The 12,168-nt window shown below is 74.7% G+C and carries 10 protein-coding genes and 1 riboswitch; of the genes, 2 read left to right on the top strand and 8 right to left on the bottom strand.

Features of this window, described 5'->3' with window-relative positions; genetic code table 11:
* Positions 1-121: 121 nt before the first annotated feature.
* The 3 genes from AB0D45_RS29995 to AB0D45_RS29985 all read right to left on the bottom strand — a co-directional run bounded on the left by AB0D45_RS29995 (position 122) and on the right by AB0D45_RS29985 (position 3,768).
* Positions 122-856, bottom strand: coding sequence for a transglycosylase family protein (locus tag AB0D45_RS29995; protein WP_362464805.1), 735 nt, complete (start codon positions 854-856; stop codon positions 122-124).
* A 2-nt stretch (positions 857-858) separates the two neighbouring features.
* Positions 859-1,031, bottom strand: a riboswitch (cyclic di-AMP (ydaO/yuaA leader).
* Positions 1,032-1,305: 274 nt separating this feature from the next.
* Positions 1,306-2,379 carry a transglycosylase family protein gene (locus AB0D45_RS29990; RefSeq protein WP_362464802.1) on the bottom strand — a complete coding sequence of 358 codons (1,074 nt, stop codon included), beginning with the start codon at positions 2,377-2,379 and terminating at the stop codon, positions 1,306-1,308.
* Positions 2,380-2,493: 114 nt separating this feature from the next.
* Positions 2,494-3,768 (bottom strand): cytochrome P450, encoded by a 1,275-nt coding sequence (locus AB0D45_RS29985; protein WP_362464799.1) that lies wholly within the window; start codon positions 3,766-3,768, stop codon positions 2,494-2,496.
* A gap of 122 nt (positions 3,769-3,890) precedes the next feature.
* Here AB0D45_RS29985 and AB0D45_RS29980 point away from each other — a divergent pair, with 122 nt between their 5' ends.
* Positions 3,891-5,093 carry a globin domain-containing protein gene (locus AB0D45_RS29980; protein ID WP_362464796.1) on the top strand — a complete coding sequence of 401 codons (1,203 nt, stop codon included), beginning with the start codon at positions 3,891-3,893 and terminating at the stop codon, positions 5,091-5,093.
* 46 nt (positions 5,094-5,139) lie between these two features.
* Here the strand turns inward: AB0D45_RS29980 and AB0D45_RS29975 are convergent, their stop codons facing one another.
* A complete protein-coding gene (locus AB0D45_RS29975; protein WP_362464793.1) occupies positions 5,140-6,177 on the bottom strand; it encodes a nucleoside triphosphate pyrophosphohydrolase in 1,038 nt (345 codons plus the stop codon).
* Positions 6,178-6,294: 117 nt separating this feature from the next.
* Positions 6,295-6,921: a SurA N-terminal domain-containing protein gene (locus tag AB0D45_RS29970; protein ID WP_361601269.1), complete on the bottom strand. Its 627-nt coding sequence runs from the start codon at positions 6,919-6,921 to the stop codon at positions 6,295-6,297.
* A 177-nt stretch (positions 6,922-7,098) separates the two neighbouring features.
* Between AB0D45_RS29970 and AB0D45_RS29965 the strand changes: the two genes are divergently transcribed.
* The gene (locus AB0D45_RS29965; RefSeq protein WP_362464790.1) at positions 7,099-9,519 is read left to right on the top strand and encodes a YfhO family protein; all 2,421 of its coding nucleotides are present in this window, start codon (positions 7,099-7,101) and stop codon (positions 9,517-9,519) included.
* Here AB0D45_RS29965 and AB0D45_RS29960 read toward each other — a convergent pair.
* Genes AB0D45_RS29960 through AB0D45_RS29950 form a run of 3 tightly spaced genes read right to left on the bottom strand, consistent with a single transcriptional unit; the run spans position 9,492 to position 12,159 of the window.
* The gene (locus AB0D45_RS29960; RefSeq protein ID WP_361601275.1) at positions 9,492-9,992 is read right to left on the bottom strand and encodes an SUKH-3 domain-containing protein; all 501 of its coding nucleotides are present in this window, start codon (positions 9,990-9,992) and stop codon (positions 9,492-9,494) included. The two genes, AB0D45_RS29965 and AB0D45_RS29960, sit on opposite strands and share 28 nt — an antisense overlap.
* Entirely contained in the window at positions 9,989-11,497 is a 1,509-nt protein-coding gene (locus AB0D45_RS29955; protein ID WP_362464787.1) for a serine/threonine-protein kinase, read from the bottom strand. The genes AB0D45_RS29960 and AB0D45_RS29955 overlap by 4 nt, the downstream gene beginning before the upstream one ends.
* Complete coding sequence (locus tag AB0D45_RS29950) at positions 11,494-12,159, bottom strand: hypothetical protein (RefSeq protein ID WP_362464784.1); 666 nt, start codon at positions 12,157-12,159, stop codon at positions 11,494-11,496. Before AB0D45_RS29950 ends, AB0D45_RS29955 begins: the two co-directional genes overlap by 4 nt.
* Positions 12,160-12,168 lie beyond the last annotated feature (9 nt).

Below are 12,168 nucleotides of genomic sequence, written 5' to 3'. Positions count from 1 at the left end.
CTTCTTGTCCTCCCCGCGTGCGGGGGGGGGGGTGGCGTCTCCTACTGCGCCGCCGGCCGCCGGTGGCGCGGCGGCCCGGCCCCCCCCCCCCGGGGGGTGGTGCGAGGTGTTACGCCGGGATTCAGGCGAGCTTCAGCTTCTGGCCCGGGAAGATCAGGTCGGCGTCGGAGACGGTGTCCTTGTTCAGCTCGAAGAGCTTCTCCCAGCCGCCCTTGACGCCGTTGGCCTGGGCGATGGTGCCCAGGGTGTCGCCCTCCTGGACCACGTACGAACCGTTGCCGGTCTGCGGGGTCTGGGACTTCGGGGCGGACGGCTTGGTCACCGGGGAGGTGCCCTTGGTGCCCTTGGTCTCGAGGTCCGGGGTGGCCGGCTTCGCGGGCTTGGCCGGGGCCGGCTTGGCCGGAGCGGGCTTGGCGGGGGCCGGCTTGGCCGGGGCGGGCTTGGCCGGGGCCGGCTTGGAGGCCGAGCCGCCGCCGCTGTACGAGGAGTTGGACAGGCCGACGCCGCAGTGCGGCCAGGCGCCCTTGCCCTGGCCCTTGAGGACCTTCTCGGCGATCGCTATCTGCTGGGACTTGCTGGCCTGGTTGGCCTGCGCGGCGTACGCCTTGCCGCCGTACGCGGCCCACGTCGAGGACGAGAACTGCAGGCCGCCGTAGTAGCCGTTGCCGGTGTTGATGGACCAGTTGCCGCCGGACTCGCAGGCGGCGACCTTGTCCCACTCGGACGCGGTGGCGGCGCTGGCGGTGCCCGCGGCCATCAGCGGAGCCGCGACGGCGACACCGGCGACACCGGCGAGCGTGACGATGCGGACGGCCTTGGAGCCGCGGCGGTGCTTGCCCTTGCCGGAAAGCAGCATGGATTTCTCCTCACCGACGCCTTCGAGGTGAGCTGTCGGGTTCGGGCGGATGAGTTGCCCGGTCACGCGGCGCGGCGCGTGTCTTCACCCCTAGCCGGTACGCGGGCCGTCTCTCGACGGCCTTTCCCGGCGCCTACCTTGGTTCCCCCGCTCCTGCCTTCGGCGCTTGCGCGACGACTGTTCCCTCCGTCCGCCGGCAGGATTCGGCGATGCGGTCGAAGGAGCCCGCGGTGGCGAGCGGTTCAGAAGGTAGACAGGTCTCTCCCCGATGTTCAACGTGTGATTTTGGGGAGAAACCGGCCTACTTGCCTTCCACTGGAGCTCGTTTGCGCAGGTGAGAGCCGGGTTTGCGGAAGTTCCGGAACGAGACACGCCAGTTGACCGGAAGAGATGCATGTCTCATTTGCCGATAGTGGACATTCAACCCTTAAAGGGTGTCCGAACTGCCCCTATTTCTTGGTTAGATCCAGGTTCTGGCCGGGCTTGATGAGGTCCGCGTCCTGCCCGATGACCTGCTCGTTGGCCTGGTAGAGGGCGTTCCAGCCGCCCTTGAGCCCGTTGGCGTCCGCGATGGCCGCGAGGCTGTCGCCCGGCTTCACCGTGTACGTGGGCTCCGCGGCGGCGGCTGACGCCGTGCCAGGGGCCGCCGGCAGCTCCAGTGCCGCCGGGCCGCGGTGCTTGCCCGAGCCGTCGCCCGCCTCGGCGCCCGGGGCGCCGGCCGGCGAGGCGCCCGGAGTGGCCGGGGCGGTGGGCGTGACGCCCGGGGTGGCGGGGGCCGTCGGGTCCGCCGGGGCGGTCGGCGTGCCCGGTGCGGCCGGGGTGCCGGGGGCGGTGGGCGTGCCGGGGGCGGTCGGGGTGCCCGGGGCGGTGGGCGTGCCCGGGGTGGCCGGCGGCGTCATGGGCGCGGAGGGCGGCGCCGTCAGGTCCGGCTCGGGCATGACGGGCAGTCCGCTGGAGGGTCCCAGCGGGTAGTCCGGCAGTCCGCTCGGGCCGGTGGACGGCGTGCCGGGCGGCGGGGTCGGGGCCCCGAAGTCCGTGGAGGGCTTGCCCTTGCCGGTGACGGGCACCGAGTCGTCCGGCCGGGTCGGGGTGGGCGCGACCGGCCCGGGGTTCTTGTTGTCGCCCGGGTCCACCTCGGCCTTGGGCCCCTGCTGGGTCAGCCCGGCCGAGGCGGAGCACAGCGGCCACGCCTGGGGTCCCTGGGAGGCCAGCACCCGCTCGGCCACCGCTATCTGCTGCGAGCGGCTGGCGAGGTCCGGGCGCTCGGCGTACGCGAGTCCGCCCGCGTTCTTCCACTGCTCCAGCGTGAACTGGAGCCCTCCGTAGGCACCGCTGCCCGAGTTCGCGCTCCAGGTGCCGCCGCTCTCGCAGTCGGCGACCTTGTCCCACGTGGCGGTGTCGGCCGCGTTCGCGCCGGTGGCGGCGAGCAGCGGCAGGGCCAGCGCGGAGCCGGTGACTCCTGCGGTGACGACGATCGCGGGTACCTGGCGGGGGCGTCTGTGGCGGCCGTTCCCGGGAAGCATGAGGCTGCACCTTTCGCATAACGGCGGGGTAACGGCAGAACCTAGCCGCCTTCGAACGGATGTCACAAGTTCGGCAGTGGACTGACTCGCAGTCAGCTCGGCTTCGCTCGGCCCTCAGTCGTTTCGGGGTGTGAAGCGGACGGGGAGGGTGCGCAGGCCCCGCATGATGAGACCGCCGCGCCAGCGCAGGTCCGTGGGGGGAACGGCGAGTTCCAGATCCGGCAGACGCTTCAGCAAAGTCCCGAGCGCCGTCTGTCCTTCGAGCCGGGCGAGCGGAGCGCCGAGGCAGTAGTGGATCCCGTGGCCGTATCCGAGGTGCTGATTGTCACTCCGGGAGAGGTCCAGGGTGTCCGGTTCGGCGAACCGCTCCGGGTCGCGGTCGGCCGCCGCGAGGACCACGAGCACGGGGTCCCCGACGGCGATCGCCTGACCGCCGAGGGTCAGCGGCCGGGTGGCGTACCGCCAGGTGGCGAGCTCCACGGGGCCGTCGTAGCGCAGCAGTTCCTCGACGCCGGTCTCCAGCAGGCCGCTTTCCCCGGCCGCGAGGGAGGCCTGGAGGCGTTCGCGCTGCTCCGGGTTCATGAAGAGGGAGTGGACGCCGTTGCCGATGAGGTTCACGGTCGTCTCGAAGCCGGCGAAGAGCAGGATGAAGGCCATCGCCGTGGCTTCGGCCTCGGTCAGGTGGTCGCCGTGGTCGCTGGCCCGGATCAGGTCGGAGATGAGGTCATTGCCCAGATCGTCCCGCTTGCGGTGGATGAGTTCCCCGAGGTAGGCGCGCATCTGCTTCACGGAGCGGGCGACGCCGCCGCGCGGACCGCCGCCGTGCCGGATCATCATCCCGGCCCAGTCGCGGAAGTCGTCCTGGTCCTCGCGCGGTACGCCGAGCATCTCGCAGATGGCGTAGATGGGGAGCGGAAAGGCGAACTCGTGGATGAGGTCCGCCTCCCCCCTCCCTTCGAACCGGCCGATGAGGTGGTCGGTCAGCTCCTGCACGCGCGGGGCGAACTCGGCGACGCGGCGCGGGGTGAAGGCCTTCGACACCAGCCGCCGCAGCCGGGTGTGGTCCGGCGGGTCGATGTTCAGCAGGTGCGTCATCAGCTCCGCCTTGCGCTCCCCCGGGATCCCGGTCTTGCCCTTGGCGTGCGCCGGCCCCGCGTGGTGCGCCGGGTTCTTGCTGAGGCGCTGGTCGGCGAGGGCCTGGCGGGCGTCGGCGTACCGGGTCACCAGCCAGGCCTCGACCCCGCTGGGGAGCCGGGTGCGGTGTACCGGCGCGTGCTCGCGCAGCCAGGCGTAGGCGGGATAGGGGTCGGTCGCGAACTCCCAGTCGAAGAGCGTCGGCCCCGGGGGGCGGGACGGGTCGGCCGGGTCGGCGGGGCTCTGATCGTGCACCCGTCGACGGTATCCCGGCTCGCCACCGGCCATCCCATATGGCCGGTTCGTCGCGGCTGTCCGTAGATCGGACATCACTTGACGCCAGGTTCTGTGACATTCCTACTTTCGGTCCTGTGGACGTGAGGATCTTGAAGAGCAGTTTCGCGGTGGTGGAGAGACGGGCCGAACACGCCGTCAAGTACTTCTACTCCCACCTGTTCTGGCACAACCCCGGGCTCCGCGACCTCTTCCCGGCCTCCGCCGAGGACATGGAACGCCAGCGCGACCGGCTCTTCGCCGCGCTCACCCATGTCGTCACCCACCTGGAGAGCGAGACCCTCCTCCCCTACCTGCGCGACCTCGGGCGCGACCACCGCAAGTTCCTCGTCGGCCCCGAGCACTACGCGGCCGTCGGCGCCAGCCTGCTCGCGGCCCTCGCCCAGGCCTGCGGCGAGGCCTGGACGCCGGCCACGGAGAAGGCCTGGTGCGAGGCCTACCAGGTCATCGCCGACGCGATGACGGCCGGCGCCGCCGCGAGCGGAGAACCCCCCTGGTGGGACGCCGAGGTGGTGCGCCACCTCCAGTACGGCGAGGACATCGGCGTCCTGACCCTCGCGCCGCGCATCCCGCTCCCCTACCGGCCCGGCCAGTACGTGAGCGTGAGCTGCGACCGCGTCCCGGCCACGTGGCGCACGTACTCCCTCGGCAACGCACCCCGCCCCGACGGCACCGTCGACCTGCACGTCAGCCGGATCGAGGGCGGGCGGCTCAGCACCGCCCTGGTGCGCGACGTCCTGCCCGGCGAGGTGCTGCGGCTCGGCGCGCCGGGCGGGCGGCTGACCCTGCGCCGCGAGGACCGGCCCCTCACCCTCATCGCCGCCGGCACCGGCTGGGCGCCCGTGCGGGCCCTGGTGGAGGAACTCGTACAGCACCCTCCCGATCAGGACGTACGGCTCTTCGTCGTCGCGCGGGACGCCGCGCACCTCTACGACCGACCCCTGATCGACGCGCACGCCGCAGCCTGCGGATGGCTCGGCGTCACCTACATCACCCCGGCCCCCGGGCAGCACCGCGACGAGGCCACCGCCCGGCTGGCGACCGCGCTGGGCAACCGGGCCCTGTGGCGGGAGCAGGACGTCCACCTCAGCGGGCCGGCGCCGTTCATCGAGGAGACCGTCCGCCTCCTGGAGGAGCTCGGAGCCCGTCCCGACCGGCTCTTCCACGACGCGGTCCCCGTCTCCGGCTCCCTGCGCCCCCGGCCGCTGGGCTTCGGCGAGTGGTTCCTCGACCGCCCGTCCCCGCACTGGCACAACCCGTCGGGGCGTGCGCCGGGCGCGTACTGAGCCCCGCCCGCGCCCCGAACGCCCGCCCGTACGGCCCGCCGAGCGGCTACGCGCCGACGCCCTCGGCCGCCCGGATCGCGTCCCGGTAGGCGCGGGCCGCCGCGCGCAGCGCCGTTTCGGGGTCGGTCCCCGCCGCCTCGGCGCGCGCCGCCAGCTCCAGCAGCTCGTACCCGATGCCCTCGCCCCGGGGCAGCTCCACCGCCACCGCGCCCGTGCGGGCCCGGCCGGCGAGCTTGGCCGCGAGCGCCAGTGCGGGCTGGCCCAGCGGGATCCCGTCGGTGACCGACTCCCGCTGCTTCTCGACCGCCTTGGTGGCCAGCCAGTGGGCCTTGACGTCCTCCGGGGAGTCGGCCGTGGCGTCCCCGAACACGTGCGGGTGGCGGCGGACCAGCTTGTCCACCAGGTCGCCGGCGACGTCGTCGATGGAGAACGGCCGCGTCTGCTCCTCCTCGTCGCCGCCCTCCGCCGCGCCGCCCTCCGCCGCGCCGCCCTCCTCGGCGATGCGCGCGTGGAAGACGACCTGGAGCAGGACGTCGCCGAGTTCCTCGCGCAGGGCGTCGCGGTCTCCGTCCTCGATCGCCTCGACCAGCTCGTACGCCTCCTCCAGGGCGTACTTCACCAGCCCCTCGTGGGTCTGGCGGGAGGTCCAGGGGCAGTCGCGGCGCACCCGGTCCATGACCTGCACCAGGTCCAGCAGCCGCGCGCCCGGCAGGTCGTACGAGCCGGGCAGCAGCTCCAGGTCGGGCATGGCGACCCGGCCCGAGCCGGCCAGCCGGGCCAGCCCGTCCGTGAGCCGCTGGTCGCCCTCGCCGCCGGGCAGCACCACGATCGTGCGGCCGCCGGCGCAGGCCTCGACGAGCCCCTGGGCGTCGAGGGCCGCGTGCGTCACCGCGACCCCCGCCTCGCGCAGGTACGGCAGCTGCGGGTGCCCCGGGTCGGCGCACAGCACCCGGTCCGCGGCGCGCAGGGTCTCCCAGGCCTGCCAGGACAGCAGGCCGGGGGCGACCCGGTGGCTGGCGGTCAGCAGGACGATCCGGCCGGCGGGCTCGGCGGGGGCGGGGGCGGGAGCGGCGGTGTCGGTCACCCTCCGAACCTACCTCCGCCCGCGGCCGTGCCGCGTCGGCGGGTACCGCCGCGGCTCGCGCCCTCGGGCTCCGCGAGACGCCCCCGGCTCCGCCGGGTGACCGCGCGCCGCGAGCCCTCAGGCTCCGGCCGGGGCCGCCTGCTCGGGACGGGTCCGCTGGGTGATCCACGGCGTCTCCTGGTCGCCGAGCAGGATCTGCTCCGCGTCCCACCGCCCGTAGCGCGGGTTGACCTCGATGTGCAGGGCCTTGGCCGCCTCCCCCAGCTTGGCGAGGGCCTTGTCCTGGCTGCCGTAGTGCGCGAACACCTTGTCGCGCAGCAGCTTGAAGCGGGTGTCCGCCTCGATCTGGCCCGGGGCCAGCTGCGCCTGCTGGAGCGCCGCGTCCGCGAGTTCCCTCTCGCCGCCCAGCTGCTGGAGCTGCGCCTTGCGGACGTCCTGGACCTCCTTGGGGCTCACGCTCAGCCCGGCGTCCTCCGCGGCCCGCTCCAGGACGGCGCTCTGGATCATCTTGTTCAGTTTCAGCCGCTCCAGTCCGGCGGTCGCGCCGATCAGCTGCGCGCCCTGCCCGGACCGGTTCTGGGCGGTGCGCACGTCGCCCACCTGGGCCTGGAGCGCCGCGGTGGTGATGCGCTCACCACCCACGACGGCCGCGGTACCGGGCCGGGTCCCGCCGGAACACGCGGTCAGCAGGGGGGCCGCCGCGAGCAGGGCGGCGGATACGGAGAGCGCTGTGCGACGGTGCAAAGGAGCCTCCAGGGCCGGGAGATTGTGCTTCGGTGCACAAGGGCCTTGCGGTGATCGATGGTATGCAGTCAGGGTGGCCCGAGCCACCGGTTCGACCAACGATTCCGGTGGTGTCGGGGTGCGAGTCCGCTCCCCGGTTACCGCGGTCCCCCCGGCTCCTGAGATCGTCGGACCACCATGCCGACGACATCCCAGCTCGCCCCGCGCCGCACCGCCCGCCGTCCCGCCGCCCCGGCCACCCGGCCCGAGGGGCGCGGGGCCGGGGTACTCGGGGCGGTGACCGCGGCGCTCCTCACCGCGGTGGCCGTCTGCGGCGGGGACGCCGTCGCGCGGGTGTTCCCGTACGGGCCGCGCCACCGCAGTGTCAACGACCTCGGCAACCAGTTCGTGCCGTTCCACGCGCACCTGTGGGACCTGCTGCACGGGCGGGCGCAGGGGGGACTCCTCCTCAACTGGCAGTCCGGGTACGGCACCAGCTTCCTGCCCGACTTCGGGACGTACCTGACGAGCCCGTTCGCCCTGCTGGTGGCGCTGTTCCCGCGCGAGGACATCGACCTCGCGGTGTACACGGTGACCGTGCTGAAGATGACGGCCGCGGCGGCGGCCATGGCCTGGCTGCTGCGCACCCAGCGGCGCGGGCCCTGGTGGGCGGCGGGGCTGCTGGGGGCCTCGTACGCGCTGTGCGGCTGGTCGGTGATCGAGGCCGCGTACAACCCGATGTGGCTCGACGGGCTCGTCGCCTTCCCGCTGCTGTGCCTGACCGGCGAGTGGGCGCTGCGCGCCCGGCGTCCGGTGCTGGGCGTGCTGGTGGTGGCGGTGAGCTGGACGGCCAACTTCTACACCGCGTACATGGCCACACTCGGGGCGGCGCTGGTGCTGGTGGTACGGGTGGTGCTGACCCGGGAGGGAGCGCGGGAGCGGGCCCGGGCGGTCGGGCGGGCGGCGCTGACGGCGCTGCTGGGGATCGGGCTGGCGGCGCCGGTGCTGGTGCCCCTGTTCCTCAGCTCGAAGCAGGCCTACCCGGGCTGGTCCAGGGAGTTCGGCCCGGTGCCGTGGTCAGACCTGTTCGCGCGGCTGCTGCCGGCGACGTACTCCTTCAACTCCCCCGCCGTGTTCGTGGGCACCGGGACCCTGCTGCTGCTGGCGGCCCTGCCGTTCCACCGGGCGCTGCCGGCCCGTACCCGCTGCTGGTGGGCGGGGCTGGTGGCGGCGGTGCTGCTGTCCTTGCAGTGGGCGCCGACCCATCTGGCCTGGCACCTCTTCGCGACCCCGAACGGCAGCGCGTACCGGCAGACCTTCGTGCTGGCCGGCATCGCGGTCGTCGCCGCGTGGACGGGGCTCGCCGCGGGCGTACCGGGGGTCCGCGCGCTGGCGGCGGGCGCCGGCCTGCTGGCGGCGGCCGCGCTGTGGGCGGCCGGCAGCGCCCTGCCGACGGGGTGGGGGTACGCGCTCTTCGCGGGCGGGCTGGCGCTGAGCGCCGGGGCCTGGTGGGCGCTCGGCCGGCGGGGGCTGCCGCCCGCGGCGGCCGGGGTGCTCGCGGCGGTGCTGGCGGCGGTGCTGGTGGCGCAGGCCGCGGCGACCACGGCCTACGGCCACCGGGGAAAGCTGGCCGGGCTGGACGACTACCCCTCCTGGAACCGGTCCCACACCGCGCGCGCCGCCGCCCTCGCCGGGGCCGAGGGCTGGCCCGCGTACCGGACCGACGCGGGCCGGCCGGCGCTGTCCGGCAACGACCCGATGCTGCTGGGCGGGGAGGGCGGCGCGTACTACAGCAGCCACACCCCGGACGTGTTCACGCGCACCATGACGGCGCTCGGCGCCGGCTGGACCTCGCGCGGCCGCAGCGTGCAGAGCCTGGACAACCCGGTGACGGACGCGTTGTTCGCGGTGGGCGCGCGGCTGAAGCCGGACGGCACCGTCGCCCGCGCCGCGGCCCTCCCGCTGGTCACCGTCCACCCGGCGGGCCCGGTCCCGGCGTACGGCGACTCGCCCTTCGCGAACCAGGAGCTGCTGCTGGGCGCCGATGTGTACGAGGACCCGGTCGCGCCCGGGGTCTGCCGGGCGGGAACGGAGGCCTTCCTGTGGGCTCCGGAGTACAACGCCACGGCCCGCCTCGCCGGCGGCCGCCCCTTCAAGCTGAACGGCAATCCCCCCAAGAACCGGGCGGCGCTCCAGTCGCTGGGGCTCTCGCGCGGGCCCGCCTCGAAACTCGTCTTCGACCGGCCCGCCCCCGGCCGGTGGGCGCTGTCCTGCCTGGACGGGACCCGGCTCGCCGCGGCGGTCGCCGGGCTGAGGGCCAAGGCCGCCACCGGCGTGCGGGTGACCTCCTCGGGGCTGAGCGCCACCCTGCCCCCGGGCAGCACCGGCACGGCGGTGGTCTCGGTGCCGGCCATCGCGGGCTGGAGCTGCGACGGCCGCCCGGCGGGGGGCCGCCTCGGCCTGCTCGCCGTCCCGCTGGACGGCCGCACCACCACCGTGAGCTGCCGGTTCAGCCCGCCGGGCCTGCCGGCCGGGGCGGCGGCCGCCGGGGTGTCGGCCCTGGCCGTGCTCACGGCGGCGCTGCGGCGGCGTCAGCGGGGCGCGGGCGCGGCGGTGTAGAAGTCCTCGGCGTCCGGGCCGCCGAAGACGGGTCCGCCGAAGGCCTCGTACTTGTCGCCGCCCACGAAGTGGAGTTCCTCCCAGAACTCGTAGAAGAAGCGGCCGTCCTCGTCGATGTAGAAGACGGCGCCCTCGTCGGCGTCGTAGCCGATGGTGAACACCCGCCTGCCCAGGCCCCGGGCGAGTTCGGCGGCGGCCGCGGCGGCCGAGCGGTGGACGAGGTGCGGGGAGAAGACGAGCCGGTCGCTCGGGCGGGCGCCCAGGCGCAGGGCGACCTCCGCGTGCTCGCGCAGGAAGGCGGCGGCCGCCGGGAAGAGCTCCATCCCGTAGCGGCCGTCCTCCCGGTACGCGGCGGTCATCGGCCCGGCCAGGCGGGCGAGGGCGGCCTCCCCGATGTCCCGGCCCGGGTACCAGCCGCCCTCCGTGAAACGGGCGTCGACCCATTCCCGGGAGCGCCGCCAGGGCCCCGTCACCGCACCTGGCCCAGCCATTGCAGGGTGCGGCGGATCTCCACCGGGAGCGGGTGGGCGGGGCCGTGCACGCGGTCCGCGTCGAACAGCAGCCGCACCAGGGTGTCGTGGGCGGCCGCCCGGTCGCCGAGGGAGAGCAGCAGGTGCGCTATCCGGCGGCGGACCTCCAGCGGCAGGCCCGGGTCCGGGTTGGCGTAGTGGTTCTCGAACAGGGGCAGCAGCGAGCGGTACTCCGCCAGCGCGGCCGCGGGCTCGCCGAGCTGCTCCAGGCACTGCGCGGCGTCGTAGCGGAAGCGCAGCGACTGCGGGTCCCCGGCCGGGGACTGGTCGGCGAGGCGGCGCAGTTCGGGCAGGGCGCGGCGGTACTGGCCGTCGTCCATCAGCGTGGCCGCGTACTGCTTGCGCAGGCTGCGCACCACCGGGGAGTGCTCCCCGTGCTCGGCGGCGGCCGCCGGGAGGATGTTGCCGAGGATGTCCACGGCCTGGGTGAGCCGGCCCTGGTCCAGCAGCTTGCGGGCCTCGTCCACCGCGCCCGGGATGTCGGGGCGGGGCGGCGCGGGCGGCTGGGCGGGCATGGGCGGGACGGCGGCTGCCCGGTCCGGCCAGGGGGCCTGGGGGCGCAGGAAGGGCCGGGTCGGGTCGAGCGGGCCGGCCGGGTGGCGGCTGCCGGGGGCCGGGAGCAGCGGCGCGAGGGCCTCGTACACCTCCTGGGCGGAGGCAGGGCGGTCCTGGGGGTCCTTGGCGAGCAGGCGCAGCAGGACCGCCTCCAGCTCCGGCGGGATCTCGGGGCGCAGCGGGCGCACCGGGGCCGGGGGCTCGTAGAGGTGGCGGTGCAGGACGCCGAGGGCGGTGGTCCCGGCGAACGGGACTCCTCCGCTGAGCAGTTCGTACAGCAGGACGCCGAGGGCGTACAGGTCGGTGTACGGGCCGACCGCGCCGCCCATGGCCTGCTCGGGGGCCATGTAGGCGGGGCTGCCGATCGGGGATCCGGTGCTGGTGAGGCGGGTGGTGTCGGTGTCCATCACGGAGGCGACGCCGAGGTCGAGCACGAGGACGGTCCCGTCGGGGCGGACCATCACGTTGCGCGGCTTCAGGTCGCGGTGGACGATCGGCACCGCGTGCACGGCGGAGAGCACGGCGCACAGCTGCGCGACCACCGCGACCGCCCACGGCCAGGGGTAGGGGTCGTGCTCGGCGAGGTGGTCGGCGAGGTCCGAGCCCTCCACGTAGCCCATGACGAGGTACAGCTCGTCGCCGTCGCTGCCCGCGTCGTGGACGGTCACCAGGCCGGGGTGGTCCACCTGCGCGGTGACCCGGCACTCGCGCACGAAGCGGCGGCGCAGCTCCTCGGCGACGGTGCCGGGGCCGGCCACCTTGTCGGGGCGCAGCAGCTTGACGGCGACGCGGCGGTCCAGGCGGCGGTCGTAGGCCGTCCACACCTGGCCCATGCCGCCCTGGCCGAGGACGGTGGCGAGCTGGTAGCGCTCGCCGATGAGGCGCTCGGTCACTGCTGCGGGTCCTGGATCGCCGTGGTGTTCGGGTCCTGGTACGGGCCGCCGGGCTGCGGGGGCCGGGCCGGGTTCTGCTTGCGCAGCAGTTCGCTGAGCTCGTCGAGTTCGGCGCGGACCTGCCCGAGCCGCGGGGGCTGGGCCGGCTGCCCGGCCGGCTGCTGCGCCTGCGGGTAGCCGTAGCCGGGCGTGGTCTGGTGCGGCGGCTGCGGCTGGTGCTGGGGCTGGTGGGGCGGCTGGGGCTGGTGGTGGCCGCCGTACGGGGCCTGCGGCGCGGTCGGGTACCAGGGCGCGGGCACCGGCGCCAGGGCCCTGGCCTCGTGGTGCTTGATGTCGGCGACGAGGTAGTACACGCAGGCCGCGAACCCGGTGAAGATCGAGCCACCGGCGCCCACGTTGCCCTGCCAGCCGTTCGTCTCGGCCGTCGGATCGAGCTCGATGAAGACGATCCACACGACCGACAGCACCAGGGTCAGCACCAGCAGCGCCCAGTCCCGGGGCTTGCGGGTGAGTATCGCGAGCCGCAGCAGCGCGCCCCAGGCGAAGAAACCGCAGCTGAGGACGGGGAGCGCCGTGAACAGCACGCGCAGCGACATCGTGGCCCCGGAGACGGGCCGGTGGCCGTGGGGGCCTTGCTGCGGCGGGATGCCGGGGCCGTGCATCGGTGCTCC

The sequence above is a fragment of the Streptomyces sp. NPDC048352 genome, from assembly GCF_040651895.1.
Taxonomy (GTDB): Bacteria; Actinomycetota; Actinomycetes; order Streptomycetales; family Streptomycetaceae; genus Streptomyces.
This window is presented reverse-complemented; position numbering and strand designations above follow the sequence as displayed.